The sequence below is a fragment of the Deinococcus taeanensis genome, assembly GCF_020229735.1.
In the GTDB taxonomy this organism is placed as follows: Bacteria; Deinococcota; Deinococci; order Deinococcales; family Deinococcaceae; genus Deinococcus; species Deinococcus taeanensis.
The window spans coordinates 322,204-338,708 of the sequence record NZ_CP083456.1 but is presented as its reverse complement, the minus strand read 5'-3'; the positions used below and the strand labels follow the sequence as shown (position 1 = coordinate 338,708).

General features: G+C 65.4%; 17 protein-coding genes. 2 read left to right on the top strand and 15 right to left on the bottom strand.

Annotation, left to right across the window (positions count from 1 at the left end; all coding sequences use genetic code 11):
- The 3 genes from LAJ19_RS15255 to LAJ19_RS15245 are packed head-to-tail and all read right to left on the bottom strand — an operon-like array spanning position 1 to position 2,640.
- Positions 1-1,590, bottom strand: coding sequence for a pyrroloquinoline quinone-dependent dehydrogenase (locus tag LAJ19_RS15255; protein WP_225523366.1), 1,590 nt, complete (start codon positions 1,588-1,590; stop codon positions 1-3).
- Between the two features lie 59 nt (positions 1,591-1,649).
- Complete coding sequence (locus LAJ19_RS15250; protein ID WP_225523365.1) at positions 1,650-2,030, bottom strand: c-type cytochrome; 381 nt, start codon at positions 2,028-2,030, stop codon at positions 1,650-1,652.
- A complete protein-coding gene (locus tag LAJ19_RS15245; RefSeq protein WP_225523364.1) occupies positions 2,023-2,640 on the bottom strand; it encodes a TetR/AcrR family transcriptional regulator in 618 nt (205 codons plus the stop codon). The genes LAJ19_RS15250 and LAJ19_RS15245 overlap by 8 nt, the downstream gene beginning before the upstream one ends.
- Before the next feature lie 694 nt (positions 2,641-3,334).
- On the opposite strand from LAJ19_RS15245, the gene LAJ19_RS15240 reads away from it, so the two are divergent.
- Positions 3,335-4,252, top strand: a complete 918-nt coding sequence (locus tag LAJ19_RS15240) for an aldo/keto reductase (RefSeq protein ID WP_225523363.1) — start codon at positions 3,335-3,337, stop codon at positions 4,250-4,252.
- Positions 4,253-4,404: 152 nt separating this feature from the next.
- On the opposite strand, the gene LAJ19_RS15235 is transcribed toward LAJ19_RS15240, so the two are convergent.
- Together LAJ19_RS15235 and LAJ19_RS15230 are read right to left on the bottom strand one after the other, a co-directional pair.
- The gene (locus LAJ19_RS15235) at positions 4,405-5,544 is read right to left on the bottom strand and encodes a GGDEF domain-containing protein (RefSeq protein WP_225523362.1); all 1,140 of its coding nucleotides are present in this window, start codon (positions 5,542-5,544) and stop codon (positions 4,405-4,407) included.
- A 1,865-nt stretch (positions 5,545-7,409) separates the two neighbouring features.
- Positions 7,410-8,561, bottom strand: coding sequence for a sugar ABC transporter substrate-binding protein (locus tag LAJ19_RS15230; protein ID WP_349774840.1), 1,152 nt, complete (start codon positions 8,559-8,561; stop codon positions 7,410-7,412).
- Between the two features lie 840 nt (positions 8,562-9,401).
- Here LAJ19_RS15230 and LAJ19_RS15225 point away from each other — a divergent pair.
- Complete coding sequence (locus LAJ19_RS15225) at positions 9,402-10,403, top strand: hypothetical protein (RefSeq protein WP_225523360.1); 1,002 nt, start codon at positions 9,402-9,404, stop codon at positions 10,401-10,403.
- A gap of 74 nt (positions 10,404-10,477) precedes the next feature.
- Here LAJ19_RS15225 and LAJ19_RS15220 read toward each other — a convergent pair whose 3' ends face one another.
- From LAJ19_RS15220 to LAJ19_RS15175, 10 genes are all read right to left on the bottom strand, one after another.
- A complete protein-coding gene (locus tag LAJ19_RS15220; RefSeq protein ID WP_225523359.1) occupies positions 10,478-10,984 on the bottom strand; it encodes a hypothetical protein in 507 nt (168 codons plus the stop codon).
- 294 nt (positions 10,985-11,278) lie between these two features.
- Positions 11,279-12,241 (bottom strand): homocysteine S-methyltransferase family protein, encoded by a 963-nt coding sequence (locus LAJ19_RS15215; protein WP_225523358.1) that lies wholly within the window; start codon positions 12,239-12,241, stop codon positions 11,279-11,281.
- A 385-nt stretch (positions 12,242-12,626) separates the two neighbouring features.
- The gene (locus LAJ19_RS15210) at positions 12,627-12,902 is read right to left on the bottom strand and encodes a metal-sensitive transcriptional regulator (RefSeq protein WP_225523357.1); all 276 of its coding nucleotides are present in this window, start codon (positions 12,900-12,902) and stop codon (positions 12,627-12,629) included.
- 250 nt (positions 12,903-13,152) lie between these two features.
- On the bottom strand, positions 13,153-13,278 hold the full coding sequence (locus LAJ19_RS22120) for a TlpA family protein disulfide reductase (RefSeq protein WP_432804252.1): 126 nt from the start codon (positions 13,276-13,278) through the stop codon (positions 13,153-13,155).
- Positions 13,279-13,335: 57 nt separating this feature from the next.
- Entirely contained in the window at positions 13,336-13,692 is a 357-nt protein-coding gene (locus tag LAJ19_RS15200) for a hypothetical protein (RefSeq protein WP_225523356.1), read from the bottom strand.
- Entirely contained in the window at positions 13,689-13,985 is a 297-nt protein-coding gene (locus tag LAJ19_RS15195) for a rhodanese-like domain-containing protein (protein WP_225523355.1), read from the bottom strand. The genes LAJ19_RS15200 and LAJ19_RS15195 overlap by 4 nt, the downstream gene beginning before the upstream one ends.
- A gap of 246 nt (positions 13,986-14,231) precedes the next feature.
- Complete coding sequence (locus LAJ19_RS15190) at positions 14,232-14,711, bottom strand: YeeE/YedE family protein (RefSeq protein WP_225523354.1); 480 nt, start codon at positions 14,709-14,711, stop codon at positions 14,232-14,234.
- Positions 14,708-15,283: a YeeE/YedE family protein gene (locus tag LAJ19_RS15185; RefSeq protein WP_225523353.1), complete on the bottom strand. Its 576-nt coding sequence runs from the start codon at positions 15,281-15,283 to the stop codon at positions 14,708-14,710. Before LAJ19_RS15185 ends, LAJ19_RS15190 begins: the two co-directional genes overlap by 4 nt.
- Before the next feature lie 61 nt (positions 15,284-15,344).
- Positions 15,345-16,160: a sulfite exporter TauE/SafE family protein gene (locus LAJ19_RS15180; RefSeq protein WP_225523352.1), complete on the bottom strand. Its 816-nt coding sequence runs from the start codon at positions 16,158-16,160 to the stop codon at positions 15,345-15,347.
- Positions 16,157-16,474: a rhodanese-like domain-containing protein gene (locus tag LAJ19_RS15175; protein ID WP_225523351.1), complete on the bottom strand. Its 318-nt coding sequence runs from the start codon at positions 16,472-16,474 to the stop codon at positions 16,157-16,159. Before LAJ19_RS15175 ends, LAJ19_RS15180 begins: the two co-directional genes overlap by 4 nt.
- Positions 16,475-16,505: the final 31 nt, after the last annotated feature.

Sequence of the window (16,505 nt, the reverse complement as noted above, 5' to 3'; positions counted from 1 at the left end):
TCAGGGAAGGGTGTAGATCGCCACGCGCGACCCGACGTTCTTCACGCCGGCGGTGCCTTTGGAGGTGTTGCCGGCCGCCACGGCCATGTACTGCTTGCCGGCGACCGAGTAGGTGGACACGCCCCCGCCGATCGGCGCTTTGTCGATGTTGTCCTTGAACAGCACCTTGCCGGTTTTCGAGTCCAGGGCGTAGAACGTCCCGTTCATCGCGCCGGCCAGCACCAGGTTCCCCCCGGTGGAGGTCACGCCGCCGACGATGCGGATCGACGGCAGGTCGTAGCTCCACAGCTTCTTGCCGGTCGCCGCGTCGAACGCCGCGGTGCGGCCGATGGCTTTCTCCGCCGGGTCGAGTTTCATAGCGCCGCCGAAGAACAGCTGCCCCTTGATCAATCGCACCTCGCCGAGTTTGACGGTCCCGCACCAGTCCACCGCGTTGACGAACAGCGTCTGGTTGGCGGGATCGTAGGAGGGCCCGGACCACTGGGAGCCTGCGCTGTAGTTCGGGCAGATGTCCAGCCCTTCGCGCGTGGTGGGTTTCTCCTGGTTGGTGACCTTGATCATGGCCTGCTTGAACACCTGCTTCTGGGCGGCCTCGTCGTACCCGAACAGCCAGCCGGCCTTGGTGGCCACGGCCATGCGTTTCTGACCGTCCACGTCGTACAGTACCGGCGCGGCGGACGTGTCGTAGTCCTTGTCGTCGTTCGGGATCTGCTGGTAGTGGTGGCTGTACGCCCCGGTGTTGGCGTCCAGGACAGTCACGGTGTCGGTGTACAGGTTGTCGCCGGGCCGGTACTGGGCCGCGAAGTCCGGCGCGGGGTTGCCGACCGAGATGTACACCTTGCCGGTGTCCACGTCGAGGGTGTAGCTCGTCCAGGTGCTGCCCCCGCCGGTCGTGGCGGACGCGGCGCGCTTCCAGGTGTCGGCGCCTTTCTGGGTGCCGGTGGGAATCAGGTCGAAGGTCCAGGCCTTCTTGCCGGTCTTGGCATCAAAGGCGTACATGTGGGCCTTGACGCCCCAGTCCGCGCCGGCCTCCCCGATCAGGATCTTGCCGTTGTAGGCGACGGGCGCCGCACTGAGGAAGTACCCGGCGGTGGAGTCGGCCACCCTGGTGTCCCACAGAAGTTTGCCGGTGCCGGCGTCGAGCGCGATCAGGTGGGCGTTCGGCGTGCCGCGGTAGATCACGCCGTCGGCGATGGCCACGCCGCGGTTGGTCTGCAGCACCGAGGTGGAGTCCATCTTGTACTTGTGCACCCACAGGGCCTTGCAGGTGCGGGCGTCCACCGCGAAGGTGCGGGTGCTCTGGGTGAAGAACAGCACGCCGTTGTACATCTGCGGCGTGACCTGGAAGCCGCCGTCGTCGCCGGTTTCGAAGGTGCAGATCCGCTTGAGCTGCGCGACGTTGCCGCTGTTGATCTGGTCGAGGCTGGAGTAGCGCTGGGCCTTGTAGCCTTTGTTGTACATCAGCCAGGAGTCGGTGGCGGCGTCCGCGCCGTTGAGCTGGTCCTGGGTGGGGCCGGTTACGGCCGACACCGAGCTCATCAGTAAAGCAATGCCGGTACTCAGCCAGAAACGCTGTGTTCTGCCAGTCATAAGTCCCCTTGTGGGTGTTGAGTTGTGGACGTGACGGCCTGGGCCCGGACGGCCCGACCTTATTTCTTGAAGCTGTAGGCCTTGAGGTTCTTGGTGGCGAGCGCGGTGGTGCCGGGTTTGAACCCGTTGGTCTGCAGGACGTAAGCCAGCACGCTGAGGTACTCGGATTCCTTCAGGGCGCCGGGTTTGGTCATCGGCATGGTGCTCGACATGATGAAGTGGAAATCATCCACCGTGTTGCTGGCCCATTTCTTCAGGAAGTCCGGCCCGGCGAGCTTGGGCGCGCCGCCGTTGTTGAGTTTGGCGCCGTGACACGACGCGCACTGCGCCTTGTAAACCTTGGCGCCGGCGTCCGCCTGGGCCTTGGTGAAGGCCGGCGGCTTGGCCAGGGCGGAGGACGCCAGACCCAGCAGAATGAGAACCGATGACCGCTTAATCATGATGGGCCTCCTGAACCATGGGAAGAATCAACTGCGTGAGTTCACGGGTGGTGTCCTCCACGGACGCCGCGCCGCGGTACAGGCGGGCCTGGAAGAACCGGTCGAGCAGCGCGAAGACCGCCTGCGCCAGCACTTCTGCCGGCACGCGGGTCGTGACCCAGCCGCGGCGCTGCGCCCGCTGAAACAGGTCCTCGTAGGTGTGAATAAACGGCAGGAGCCAGTCCGGGTCGTTGCTGTGCGCGTTGAGCACCAGCCGGGTCAGGTCGCGGTCAAGGGTGATCAACCGGAACAGCTGATCGATGCCGTGCGAGAGCCGCTGCTCGAACGTCCACTCGTCCGGCCCGTCCAGCACCACGCGGGTGGACGCCTGCCACGTTTCGATGGTGGCGGTGATGAGGTCCTCGTAGGCGGCTTCCTTGCTCGGCCAGGTGCGGTAGAAGGACGGTTGGGTCAAGTGCGCCGCCGCAACGATGTTGCTGACCTTCGCGCCGTGCAGGCCGTGCTGCGCGAACTCCCGGATCGCAGCGAGGCGCAGCCGCTGGCCGTTTTCCAGGTGACGGCGCGTCTGGGGATGCAGTGGGGTCAGAGCCGGACGCTCTATCTTTCTCACCTCCTTTATTGCTGTGTGCCGACAATCTAGAAGCTGGTAGATGTACTCTCAAGTAGCCACCGAGTACCCTGAGCAGTGGTCTACACCACACCTTCGGCGCGGGGCCACCACCAGCCTTCGGGCGACGTACGGCAAGGCGTGCACTAATGCGTGCACTCTGGCACAGGCCGCCCGCACCTGCAGCGTCTTCGCCCCCGAAAAGCCGCACGCCCGCGGGGCCACCTCGCTTCCCTTCGCCCACACCAACCGGCGCGGTCCTGCCTCGCCACCGATGGCACCCGCAGCGTCACCCTCGCCGGACACGCCGGCATCCCCCCCCAGCCGCCGGGCAACTCGTTACTGAACCTCAACCCCGGGGGGCGTCCAGCGGCAACCCGGTCCCGACGACAGCCGGGCCACCCGCACGGGCTGTACGGCCGCCTGACGCTGCCTGGTCGGCGCCCGGCACAGCAAACGCGCCACGACCAGCCCCGCGCCGGGCCCGGCGAGCCCCGCTGAGGGCAGCGGAACGAAGCCCTGCGCCGCCCACCGCACCTCCCGCGCCGGGCGCCCCACCGGCCACGCCGGCGCCTTGTTCCTTTTTGAAGGTTTTCCCCCCGCGGCGGCCCGATCCCGCGTACACTCCACACTAAGGGGCCGTCCCAGGCCCACGGCCGCTCACCACCACACCCACCAACCCCTGCCCAGGAGAACCATGCGAACACAGAAACTCGGAACGAGCACCCTCGAGGTCCCCGTCGTGGCCGTCGGCTGCATGCGCATCAACAGTCTCGAGAAACCCGAAGCTGAGCGCTTCGTTCACGCGGCCCTGGAGGAAGGCGCCACGTTCTTCGATCACGCCGACATCTACGGCAGCGGCGCCTCCGAAGAGATCTTCGCCGACGCGATCGGCATGAGCAGCAGCGTGCGGGAGCGGGTCATCCTGCAGTCCAAATGCGGCATCCGCCAGGGCATGTTCGACTTCTCCCGCGAACACATCCTCTCCTCCGTCGACGGCATCCTCCGCCGGCTGAAGACCGACTACCTCGACGTCCTGCTGCTGCACCGCCCCGACACGCTCGTGGAGCCCGAGGAGGTCGCCGCCGCCTTCGACGAGCTCGAGCAGGCCGGCAAGGTCCGCCACTTCGGGGTGTCCAACCAGCACCCGCATCAGATTGACCTGCTCCGCCGTTACGTCCAGCAGCCCATTGTCGCCAACCAGCTGCAGCTGAGCATCACGAACACCACCATGATCAAGAGTGGCTTCAACGTCAACATGGAAAACGACGCGGCCGTGGACCGTGACGGGTACATCCTCGACTACTGCCGCCTGCACGACATCACCATCCAGCCGTGGTCACCCTTTCAGTTCGGGTTCTTCGAAGGGGTCTTCCTGAACCATCCCAAGTTCCCGGAGCTCAACGCGAAGATCGACGAGGTGGCCGCCACGCACGGCGTGAGTAACACGACCATCGCCATCGCGTGGCTGCTGCGTCACCCGGCGCGCATGCAGCCGGTGATCGGCACCATGAACATCGACCGGCTGCGCGACTGCTGCCGCGCCAGCGAGGTGCACCTCTCCCGCGAGGAGTGGTACGCCATCTACCGCGCGGCCGGCAACGTCCTGCCCTGAACCCGGCGTGGTCCCCGGAAACGGTCTCTGGCGGAAGTGCCCCCGAGAGCGCTGCGCCGCGACATGACGCCGGGTGACCTCCCCGCTCAGCTGACGTTACCCGGTGTGCGCAAACCGCGAATGCCGGACCTGACGCTGGCGGGGTCCGGTCTCTAAGCGCCCTGCCAGGTCACCTGGTTGCGGCCCGCGCGTTTGGCAGCGTACATCGCCTGGTCAGCCACGCGCAGCAGCGCCTCCTCAACCGGCGCGTCGGCTGGAAAGGCCGCCACACCAACACTGACCGTCACGGTCAGCTGCGCCCCGCCCGGGACGACAAAGGCCGGGTGCCCGGCCACCGCCTGCTGCACCCGCTGCCCCACCGATACGGCCGTGGCCTTGTCGGTGTGCGGCAGCAGAACCACGAGTTCCTCCCCGCCAAAACGTGCCACCAGATCGGCCCGGCGCACCTCGCGGCACACCACTTCAGCCAGTTCCCGTAGCACGAGGTCCCCCACCTCATGGCCGTAGGTGTCGTTGACCGCCTTGAAGTGGTCGACGTCCAGCAGCAGGACCGCGCATGAACCGCCCTGGCGCCGGGCCAGCTCCACCTGGCGGCGCAGCCGCGCCTGAAATTCACGGCGATTAAACAGGCCGGTCAGAGCGTCCCGCATGGAGAGGTCCCGCAAGGTGGCCTGCGAGTGGATCATCATGGCGGCCCCCAGCATCAGACTCAGCACAGTCACCAGGAAAGCGGCGGTCACCAGAACCGTCAGGGTGCGGTTCCACCGGGCCGCGTCCGCCAGCTGCTCCTGGGTCCGGATGCGGTCTGCGTCATGCAGCGCGCCCACCCGGTCCGAGAGGGCGCGGACCTCCTCATCAAGCGCGTGAATTCGTGCGTGAATCACCCGCAGCCCCATGGCGTTGGGATCGGGCAAGGCCAGCAGAGCCGTAATTTCACCCTGGAGGTCCCGCCAGGATGACGCGATGGCCGCGAAGTCCTGAGGGCGGCTGCCGCTCCGTACCGAGAGGGTCTCACTCAACGTTCCGTTGATCTCGCCGGCCAGCATCCTGAAATGCATGCGCTGCTCAGAGTGCCCGTCAATATGGTAATGGTGGACAGGAAGCGCCGCGCGTTGCAGCAGCTTCTGAAGTTTGAGGGTGACTTCAATGCGCTGCGTGGTGTCCTGCGTGATCCGGGCGCTGCGCTCGAAGGCGTGCTCCAGCGTCCGGAAACCGTACCCGGCCAGCCCGACGAACAGCACGGCAGTTCCCGCCAGCCCCAGCACCAGTGGGTGACGAACCCAGCGTTTCATGGGGCGTCTGTGGGAGGTCAGGTTCACCGGCATCGTTCCTCCATCGAACTGGGTCGCGCCACCTGCCTGGTGGTACCGGCCCGGGACCTGCTGTCGATGTTTGGACGCTAAACCCTCTGTCCTGACAACCGTCTGACCAGTTGGCAGTCCTGCTGGGGGTACACCCGGCGGCCAGCAGGACTCAGCAGACGCCCAGGCCCCTGGTCACTCCGGCATCCCTGAATGCACTTCTCCTATGAGCGGTGTGGGCCGCTTCGTGATGCACGACCGCGTGACCCAGGCCGTGGATGAAATGCTCTCCAGCCGCGGCATCCGCGTCGGCCCTTGGCCGAACCTCCGCACCGGCTGAACCCCTTCACCTGCTTGCACCGACACCCCAGGGAGCTGGGGTGCCTCCTGTTTCATCCGAACGCTGGTGTCAGTGTCACGCAGCCACGCCGCCGCAGCACGCCGCCTCTCTCCTGACCGGCATGCCCCCGACCTGGAGGCCACCTCATCTCAACGCGGCCCTCTCCATCCAGGTCGGCTTGCCGCGTTCCCCGGTCCGCGCGTCCCGCCCCCTGTTCTCTCCCTTCCCGCTCCTCCCCACGGTTCCTCGGGATTCGCACGGCCCCTCAAGCCAGTCCTGCACAAGCGCATCCTCGGCACGGACCATCAACTGATCCCCAGCACGGAACGCCCGACACCGATCATCCTGGGAACTGTGCTCTGGCCTTCACCCGACCGGGCGCACCGAACGATGACAAGCCGGAGGGACACACTGCGGCGGGCAGACCCCGCAGTCCCGCTGCTCCTCCACCTGAAGATTCTGAATGGTCACTGTCCTCTCCCCTTGCCCTGACCGGCAGCGCCGAACGACGACACGACCGCGAGAGCCCAGGGTCTCGCCGCCCGACCTCAGCCCGACGATCTTGACCGTACCCACTTCTGTCAGCCGTTGACCCGATACACCCGCCAGCGGACCGACCCACTGCCCCGCACGGCAGACGGTCACCGGAGTCCGTTGCTCGGCCGCTTGACGACTGCTCACCGTCATCCTCCAGTCCAGCTCGAGCCGACGACATGCCTCAGGAGTAACGCACTCAGATTCCGTCCACTTCTGCCCACGCCCCGACCGAACGTGCCGGACGGTGACCCGACAGCGAGACACCCAGGTCCATCGGGAGCGGGCCGCGTTGGTCTGTTCCTGCCGGGGGACGTGACGGGGCAGTTGCCTTCCCGGGTGACGGTTCATGCAAGGGGGGGAGCGGCTCGGGTCGGGCGCGCTGGTGCCTGGACTGCGCGGGGTGATGGTCCGGGTGGAGGCGTGGCCAAAGGTGGAGCGCGGCGGGTGCTGACTGCTGGTCCGGGTGCCAGTCGGCGCGGTGAAGTGTGACGTTCGTCCGGCCAGGGGGGATGGCGACGCCGGTCGCTCCGCCGAGTGACACGGGCTCTGTGTTCGTTGACCAGACCTGGAGCTGAGGGGAGTGAGGCGCGAGGCCTCGCTTCTCTTGTGTTGACTTGACCGGCAGGCTGGGGTCTGACGACCCGCGTCCGCCGGCAGGAGAGGACATGATCAAGCGCAAGGTGTTCAGTCCCGCAGAGATAACGGCTCTCCTGTTGGCTGCGGGATGTGCGGGCGAACGGGCGGGTGCTGTGCCCGGTTCGTGGCGTGACGCCCCGGGTGTCGGCGGACGGCACCACGGTGCTGCTTCCCCTGCTCACCGGAACCCGGACCATCATGGAAGCGGGGCGGCACCGCGAAGCGTCCGCCTTCGGTGGTGGTCAGGGGGGTGACGCTGGTGTCGTTCGGGCGGACCTCCAGGATGAGGCGGTGCTCTCCCGGGCGGCGGCGCTAAGCTCACGTGTTGGAAGCCGGCGCCTGGCTACTTGATGGACTTCTTGATCTTGTCGACCGCGTCTTCCAGAATCTTCGAGGTGTCCACCCCGGCCTTCCCGACGCCCAGCGCCACAGCGTCAGTCCAGGGACCCCAGACCTGACCCATCTCGGCCACGTTCGGCATAGGTGTCCCGTCGGAGATCACGCGTCCGAAGCCGCTCACGATGGGGTTGTTGCCCAGTCGCGTGCGTACACCGACACTGACCGGAATGCGGCCGCCCGCCTGATTAAAGGACACCTGCGCGACGCTGCTGACCAGACCACGCGCGTACGCGCCGGCTTCAGTCTTGTGTGTGCTGTAGGCATTCATCACGATGCCCTGGACACCGACGAATGGACTCCAGGGACTCGGCGCACCGGGCGGGGTAGGCACGGCGGCGATCCCGTAACTGATGCCGGCTTTCTTGATGTCGCCCATGTCCCAGGGTCCGGTCACGATCATGGCCGCCTGCCCCTTCATAAACGCGGCCTTGGCGGCGTCTCCGGTCATGCCTTCGGGGACGAGCTTGTGTTTGTAGCGCAGGTCATTCATGACCGAGAGGGCCCGGGCGGCGCCGGCAGTGTTGAGCCCGATGTCCTTGGTGTCCAGAGTGCCGCTGTTGTTCTTGAAGACGTAGGCCCCGTACGCGCTGAAAAACCCGTAGTTCACGTAGGCGTTGCCCAGGTCGGTCAGGAAGCCGAAGCGGTCTCCGGCAGTGTTTCTCTTTGCCACGCTGATGAACTCGTTCCAACTGCCCGGCGCGGTCGGCACCAGTTTTTTGTTGTAGACCAGAGCGACAGACTCGGCAAACATCGGCAGGCCGTACAACGTGCCGCGATACGTCAGGGCGGTGAGGGTGGTGCGGTCGAAGTCTGTGCGGCGCTCCATGTACGGCTTCATGGGTTCCAGCACGCCGGCCGTGACGAGCTGCCCGAAGCGGTCCTGCGGGAGCGTGACGATCAGGTCTGGGCCTTGGCCTTTTTTGGCGCTTGCGATGAGCTTATCGGCGATTTTATCGAGGGGAACCTGCACGAGGGTGACCTTGTTGCCGGTCAGGCGCGTGTAATTGTTCGTCTGGGTGCGCAGCCACGCGACCTCGGCGGTGTCGCTGAAATGGCTCCAGACGGTGAGGGTGGTGGCGGCAGCGGAACTGGACAACAGGAGGAGGGAAAGGGGGAGCAGTTGTTTCATGGGGATCCTTGGGAAATGAGACGGGGCGACCGGCAACGACCTGAAGAATGTCGCGCACCGGTCTGGTGCGCCGCGCCGCGTCAGTTCGCGGTTGATGTTCAGTTTGGTACTGCGTCCATCATGGAACCGGCTCCACGGCGTCAACTGTTGATTTTCCGTCATTTGCCTGCTCACCCCGGTGGGGGCGTTGAGCGGGCATCGGCGGTGCGCTCCCTACAGCGCCTCGACCCGGTTCTCAACCCCGCATTGACAACGGAATTTGTGCGGTGAAACATCTCTGGAATCAAGAGTGATGCCTGGGCGTGGCGCGTGGATTCACGAGTGCCACGGTACTGAGTGCCGTGGCCTGTGCGTTGCGGTGCTGGCGCAGTGAGGGGCCAGCTGCTGCGCCGAAGGACCGGCAGACTGATGTCAGTCAGGGCGTGGCCCTGGGCCAGGCGTTTGGCGTGATGACCTCAACCGCGTCGCGTGCAGGCTGGGGCCGGCGCGGCTACGGCGGGGGAAGCACGGGGAGGGGCAATGACCGGCGGGCGATCCTGATGCCGGACCAGGAACCCGGGCTTCACTTTGGCTCCGCGGAGAACGCTTCTGCGTTTTGTGCTGCTGTGATAACGGCCCGGGTGACCCACGAGAGCAGGGTTCGTCTGTCCGGGCGAGCGGAGACACCGCGTCGTAGAGACGAAGCAGTCAACTCGCTGACGGGCGTTCATCGCGTCAGACTGGGGCGTCTCAGCTGCTCCCGCATCTAAAGAATTCCTTGACAGGAGACGTCGTTCGGCCGTTCGGCATCTCCCTACAATTGTGAGTATGAGAAAGCCCTTTGCTGCTCCTGTGGTGCTCCTTGCTCAGCTCGTCCTGGGGTCCGCTTTTGCTCAGACCACGCCTACGCCTGCGCCGACGACCCGGCCCCCTGCCGCCTCGCCTGTTGCTCCCGTCTCGCCGGCGCCCTCAGGGAGCAATGGGGGCACCACCACGCGCACGGCGACGGACCCCTGCCAGCAGTTCAGCGTTTCCGCCCCGGGCAACACCCGCCTGACACCGGAGCAGGAAGCTCAGCGTGCCGCCAGTGAGCGCCGCTGCATCGAAGCGAATACGGGCAATCCCGACGTGCTGCTGGATATTCCCAACCTCAGCGTCGAGGAAATCACTCTGGAAGTCGAGAACCTCCGGGCACATGTGGCTCTGGACGCCCAGCTGGCCAACCTGCTGCGTCTCACGGCCGGCGCGGACGTCTCCATCGACAAGGTCAAGCTCACCATTAAAGGCGTGCGTGCCCAGGCTCTGCTGAAGGTCAACCTCGATAACGTGGCGCAGATTATCGACCGCACGCTCACCACCATCGACCGCAACCCCCAGATTCTTGAGCGCCTGCTGACCAGCGTGGACAACGCCGTCGGAACGGTCGGGAATGTGGCCAACACGGCCGTGCAACCTGGCGGTGTGGTGGACCGTGCCGTCGGGACCGTCGGACAGACGCTGAATAACGTCACGCAGCCCGGAGGCGTGCTCACCCAGACCGTCAACAGCCTGGGGCAGACGGTCCAGCGCACGATTGATGCCACGGGGAACATCGTGGAACGGACCGTCACCTCCGCGGGGCAGGTGCTGGGCCAGACCTTGACTGTCGGCAACATCAGCAGTCTGAAAGTCCTGCGTGAAACGAACAATGCTGCCGGGCAGATCGTGCGGCAGTTGCAGGACACCACGGGCGCCGTCTTTGAGGTCACGCTGGACAAGGACAACCGGGTCATCGCGTACCGGCTGTTGCAGGCCGCGCCGACCACCGCACCTGCGCCTGGCAGCAAGTAAGGTCCAGCTCTGAAGCAGGGGCCTCCAGTGGAGGCCCCTGCTTCTCGTCAGTTTGGACGGCGTTGGTTGCGCCTTCAGAACAGGGGCAGGATCAAGGGCAACGTCAGGGCTATCCCGTTGAGACTCAAGGACGTGGCCATTCCAACGCTCACGCTGCCGAGCGAGGTGGACAGACCAAGAAGGGCATTCAGCTGCTGCGGGGTCACGCTGGGCCGGCTGTTCTCTGCGGTGTTGGACGTTCCATTGAGGAGGGCGCCCAGGGTCACCGTGCTGCTGCCGTACACCAGCACCACTTCGCCAAGTGTGGTGCTCTCAGTCACAGGCTGCGCCAGCTGAAAGAGGCGGCTCGCGCCAGTGCGCGACAGGCGAAGCAGGGTCCCTGTCGAGAGCGTCCCTGTGATCCGGAGGCGGCCGGTGGCATCGAAGGTGGCGATCGGCTGGCGGTTGGCGTCCAGAATTTCAAAGGTGTAGGACGTGGCGGCCGGGGCGGCGGTCGCGGCTGGCGGCGGCGAGGGGGGCGTCTGCGCCGTGGCAATGGCGCAGGTCATCAGGATCGTGCTCAGCATGAGGGTTCGTTTCATCGTTCACCAGAATGCGGTCACTGGGAGGGGGAACACGTAACAACAAAGTCCGTCTTGGGAGGCACCGGCGCGTGACATCACAGAGTTTAGCCAGCCGGGCTGCGGTGCAGTTGAATCGGATCTGGAGGAACACCTCATCAGGTGGACTCGTGAAGGTCAGTGATGTTCATGACTGTGCCCCGGTTTCTGCGTGGCAGGAACTTCGTGGGGGATATCCAGGGCCGCAATCCGGCACGCAGACCACGTGGACAGGAAACGCAGAAACCGGAGAAATCGGTTCTCCCACGGTGCCGTTCAGAGATCTGCCGCAGAAGACGATGAACTCGGGGGCCTCAGGCAGGCTTCAGCCACGGCCGTGATATGGCGCAGGTCGGTGCCGCAGCAGCCACCGAGCACCGTAATCTGAGGTTGCCTCTCGAGAAGCGCGCGGTAGAGCAGCCCAAGCTCTGTCGGATTGCCAGCGTCAAGTGCCGTCATGGTGTCCAGTTCCTGGTGACTACAACGCGAGGCATTCGCGCGCAGGCCACGAATTCGCTGAGTCCAGCCGGCGGATTCACTCAGGACTGCTCCAAAGTGATCAGGGTGAGCGCAGTTGATCATGAAATAAGCCGGAGTATGACCAGTCGCCTCATCGACCGCCGTCACCGCGTCCATCAGGGAGTCACCTGTGGGCAAGCGTCCATCGGTCTCCACCGTAAACGAGACGGACACCGGCAGATCGACCTGTGCTGCGGCCAGGGCGATCCCGGTTGCCTCGTTGATGTTGGTCATGGTGAGCGCAGAAAGCATGTCCACGCCAGCCGAGGCGAGCACCCGAGCCTGATGCCCGTGGTACTCGGCCGCCTCCGTCACGCTCATGATCCGGCCGGCGTCATACCCGTCGCCACGGGGGCCGATACAGCCGCTGACCACGATCTCCACGGTATCGGTGGCAAATTCGGTCCTCAGGCGGTGCAGCAGTTCGACCGCCGCGATGTTGAGTTGGTCGAGCTCGGCCTGTCCGAGCCCGAGCGGCTCGGCCCAAGCGGGACTGGCCCGCCAGGTGGCACTTTCAAGAATGAACCCGGTGCTGAGCCGCTGGGCCAGTTCCAGATAGGGCCGGTAATACGTCTCCAGGGCTGAGCGTCCCTCTCGGGTCCCGAGCAGGACGACGGAAGCAAACCAGGGAAGATCAATGCCGTGGTTGAAGAGGAGATCGGTCTCCAAGCCGCCGTCGGTCAGGACACGGCGCTGGAGCTGAGGGAGCGGTACGTTCACCTGGTCCTCCATTCATCGGACGGGTTCATGTGAGTCCGAGGCAGCGAGGTGTCCAGCTTAACACTGCACTTGAACGCTCAGGGAGAGTTCCCCTTATCCGGTGCTGGGCGCTTTCGCGGGATTGGTGGTCACGTCGGAGGTGCACTGTTCTGGAGTGGGAAGGCAGATGATTGTGAGCAGTAAGCGTGCTCCCAGGGATCGACACGCCAGATTGTGCGCGCCGCCTCGCGGTAGGTCGCCCGGACTGGCAGGCCGCTGGCTTTCCTGTGGAAGGTGCCAGGACTTCTCTGCTCTAACAATGATCACGGCGTACCTCCGTATGGGCTGGTCAGCGCCTGCTGTCCGGGTTATCCGATGATTCCGGTGTCACGGCTGTCCATGTTCGTTAACGCAGCAGACGCGCGGTTTTGACAATTTCTTTGGTTGGCAGAGGCTCACCCTGCTCGGCCGCGCAACTCAGCAGGTACTGTTCGAAGATCGCTTCTCCCGTGGCATCCAGGGCGCTGCGGACGCCGCTGAGCAGCGTCAGGATCTCCTGACAGGGTCGCTCGTCCTCGACCATTTTGTGCAGGCCGCGGACCTGCCCCTCCAGGCGGCGCAGGCGGTTCAGGACGCGTTGCTTCTCTTTGTCGTTCGGGCTCAGGGGGGCAGGGCTGGTCATGGTCGGTTCTCCTTATCATGGCGCAGGAGGGCTTGAAATGGGCGGCATTCACTGGGCCCAGGTGGCGGGCACTCACCTGGCCGTCCCGGTCGATGACGAAGGTGCTGGGGTACCCGCTGACCTGCAAGGCCTGGCGCAGCGCACCCCCATCCACATTCGTCGCGTCGGGCACGCCCACGCTGTCCAGGAAAGCACGCACCTCTGCCGGACGCTCTCCCCCATGGATCAGGATGATGGGCTCGCCGGCGCGTCAGGCCCGCGCGAGTACAGGAAGTTCCGCGCGGCACGGTCCGCACCAGGTGGCCCAGACGTTTACCACCGCTGGCCGGCGCAGGTCGCCGGAGGCGACAGAGGAGGTCTGCCCCTGAGGTGACACCCGGGTGACCGGCACGTGATCGGCGTTCAAGGCAGACTGGGGCGCTGGGCTGAACAGCTATGGGAAGGCCGCCGCGGTCACGGTCAGCAGCAGGCTGCGGGGTAGCGTGGGTGGCCACTGACGCAGGCGCATGAGGAGGTACACCAGGCCCGCCGCTACACCCACGGGCCACGACCAGCTGCCGGCGCGGACATCCAGTACCGTGAGAAGGCGTTCGGGAATGGTCGGCGCCAGCTCCGACCAGTGCGGCAGGGCCGCCGTCAGCCGGGCCGTGACCCGGGTAACGAGCGCGGCGGTCCCGGCATGTCGAAAGTGCGACAAACCCAGCCACGTCCCGAACGCAAACAAGACGGCCAGACGCTCCCACGCGAGCACCAGCGTGCCGAGTTGCAGGGCGTCCGGCGTGAGGTTCACCGGGTGGTCGGCAGGCCCGCGGCGGTCCAGGCATTCATTCCACCGTCGACGTTGAACACGTTCCTGCGTCCGGCGTCCGCGAGGATCTGGCTGGCCTGGGCGCTGCGATTGCCGCTGCGGCAGATGACGTAGATCTTCCGGTCTTTCGGGACTTCGTTCAGGCGGGCAGGCAATTCCTGAAGGGGAAGCAGCCTGGCCCCCTGCACGTGCCCTTCAGTAAACTCAGCCGGCGTGCGGACGTCCAGGACGAACTCACCGGCCTGCTGTGCGGCATGCAGATCCTGAACGTTCACCGTGGTGTAAGTGTCCTGCGCGGATGGAGCGCAGGCGGCGAGCAGTACCGTGATCGCGGCGGCCCGATGCGGCGCGAAAGGGTGTTCATCTGACGGCCCCGACGGCGAGGACATCGTGTGGACTTGACGCCTTCAGAGGGTTGGTTGTCACGCACCGGGTCATAGGAACCTCCAGGAACCCCACAGGGTGTCCATCATTATACCCCAGGGGGTATCTATGTCCGTGCGTGTCCATGATTCAGCCCTTCAGTGCGGGAGGCGGTCTTTGATCACGCCGTACAGGTAGGTGCCCAGCAGGGCGAACGCGAGCACGATCATCACGGGCCAGATTCCCGCGCCCAGCAGGGTGAACACCGGCCCGGGACACACGCCCGCCAGCCCCCAGCCCACGCCGAAGGTCAGACCGCCGAACACGTACCGCCGCCAGCCCTTGTCCTTATCCGTGATTTTAATGATCTGTCCATCGCGACTGTTCACGCCACTGCGCCGGAGCAGGGCCGTCGTGATCATCCCGGTCAGCACAGCCGAGCCGATCAGGCCGAACATGTGAAACGACTCGAAGCGGAACATCTCCTGCACGCGGTACCAGCTGGCCGCTTCACTCTTCACGAGGACGATGCCGAAGTACAGCCCCGCGAGCAGATAGACCAGCACGCCGGTGGCTGTCTGGGTAGAGGATGTGGATGGCGCATGTACGCCGGGAATACCGGGGGTCGTTCGGGTCATCGGATTACCGCCATGAAAAAGGGAAGGAGGAGGTTTGCACTCAGGATGCCGCCAGCGAAAAAGGACACGGTCGCGATCAGGCTCGGGCCTTGCAGGGTCGAGAGGCCCGTGATGGCGTGCCCGCTGGTGCAGCCGCCGCCGTAGCGGGTCCCGAATCCCACCAGCAGCCCGGAGATGGCCAGCAGCGCCCACACGCCCGGGTTGCTCAGGTCGGTGAGTTCCGCCGGCATCAGGCCGGGACGCACCTGCACGCCCAGCTCCTGAATGGACTGCACGCCCGCGGCGCTCAAGCGGGTGGGTTCCGGGTCGGCCAGCAGGGCGCCTGCCACGAAGCCACCGAGGATCAACCCACTAGCGAACATCAGGTTCCAGCGTTCCGCACGCCAGTTGTACCGGAAGAAGCCGGGTTTCGCCGAGTCCGGCAGCAGGATCGCGCAGGCGTGCCGCAGGTTGGCCGAGATGCCAAAGCCTTTGTTGCCCAGCCACAGCAGGAGGGGCACGGTCAGGCCGATCAGGGGGCCGCCGATGTACCAGGGCCAGGGCGAGCGAAGAACATCGAGAAATTCAGTCATGGAGGACCTCAAAAAAAGGAACCGGGGCCAGGGGAGGCCCACGGTCGGAACAGGGGCAGGATCAATGTGTGGTAGAGACGGAGTGCCGGGCTTCCGCAACTGGAGTGGGATGCAGGACTTTGGGCACGTTGGTGGCCAGAACGTACGCGCCCATCACGACCAGGAAGCCGGCAAACCCGCGTTTCAGGCTGTCGTTGGAGATGTTCTTCCCCACCCGGGCTCCGAGGAAGCTCCCGGCGATGCCGATGATGGTGAACAGTCCGATCAGTCCCCAGTTCACAGAGAGGTCATGCTCAGCGAGAACGTGGACGTACTTGTAGAAGCCCGCGAAGCTTTTGGCGGCGATGATCAGCAGGCTGGTTCCGACCGCGAGGCCCATGGGGAGTCCGCCCAGCAGGACCAGTGCGGGAATGATCAGGAATCCGCCGCCAACCCCCACGAGGCCCGTGAGGACCCCCACGCTGAGGCCTTCGAGCGCGATCTTGACGGGGGAGCGCTTGTGCGCCGCGCTGCCCTCAGGACTGGCCTTCGTGGGCCGGAACATCATGACCGCTGCAACCAGCATCACGGTCGCGAACAGCATCAGCTGCACCACGCCGGAGAGGAACACACTCAGGGCGGCTCCCCCGTACGTGCCCAGCACACCGGGAATGCCGAACCACAGCACCGAACGCCAGTCGATCTGCTTTTTGAGCGCGTAGGGAATGGCCCCGAAGAGACTGATGCCCCCGACAATGGCGAGGCTCTCCGCGATGGCGAGCTTCTCAGGCTCACCGACGAGGTACACCAGGACCGGCACGGTGAGGATGCTGCCTCCGGACCCCAGCAGGCCCAGGGAAATCCCGATCAGGGCGGCACCGATCCAGGCGAAGATCATGGCTGCTCGCCGCGGTTCAGGTCACGGCCCTCGCGCATCCAGGTCAGGGTGCCGCCCGAGAGGTTCATCAACCCGGTTTTGCCCTGAGCGGCGAGGTAAGCGGCGGCCTGGGAGGAGCGGTTGCCGCTCGCGCAGATCAGAACGGCGGGGGACGAAATGTCGTTCTCACGGCCGGCCAGTTCACTCAGGGGCAGGCTGACGGCGCCGGGAATATGGCCGGTGAGGTACTCATCGCGTTCGCGCACGTCGATCAGCTGGGCGCCTTCGCGCTTCTTTGTTTCGAGTTCAGCGGTAAAGATGTCCTGGTAGGTCATGGGGGTTGTCCTTTGGATTCAGGGGTGTGCC

Bases quoted from the DNA above. Each gene is read 5' to 3' on its own strand.
- LAJ19_RS15255 (WP_225523366.1), bottom strand. From the start codon at position 1,590: ATGACTGGCAGAACACAGCGTTTCTGGCTGAGTACCGGCATTGCTTTA.
- LAJ19_RS15250 (WP_225523365.1), bottom strand. From the start codon at position 2,030: ATGATTAAGCGGTCATCGGTTCTCATTCTGCTGGGTCTGGCGTCCTCC.
- LAJ19_RS15240 (WP_225523363.1), top strand. From the start codon at position 3,335: ATGCGAACACAGAAACTCGGAACGAGCACCCTCGAGGTCCCCGTCGTG.
- LAJ19_RS15235 (WP_225523362.1), bottom strand. From the start codon at position 5,544: ATGAAACGCTGGGTTCGTCACCCACTGGTGCTGGGGCTGGCGGGAACT.
- LAJ19_RS15225 (WP_225523360.1), top strand. From the start codon at position 9,402: ATGAGAAAGCCCTTTGCTGCTCCTGTGGTGCTCCTTGCTCAGCTCGTC.
- LAJ19_RS15220 (WP_225523359.1), bottom strand. From the start codon at position 10,984: ATGAAACGAACCCTCATGCTGAGCACGATCCTGATGACCTGCGCCATT.
- LAJ19_RS15210 (WP_225523357.1), bottom strand. From the start codon at position 12,902: ATGACCAGCCCTGCCCCCCTGAGCCCGAACGACAAAGAGAAGCAACGC.
- LAJ19_RS15190 (WP_225523354.1), bottom strand. From the start codon at position 14,711: ATGACCCGAACGACCCCCGGTATTCCCGGCGTACATGCGCCATCCACA.
- LAJ19_RS15185 (WP_225523353.1), bottom strand. From the start codon at position 15,283: ATGACTGAATTTCTCGATGTTCTTCGCTCGCCCTGGCCCTGGTACATC.
- LAJ19_RS15180 (WP_225523352.1), bottom strand. From the start codon at position 16,160: ATGATCTTCGCCTGGATCGGTGCCGCCCTGATCGGGATTTCCCTGGGC.
- LAJ19_RS15175 (WP_225523351.1), bottom strand. From the start codon at position 16,474: ATGACCTACCAGGACATCTTTACCGCTGAACTCGAAACAAAGAAGCGC.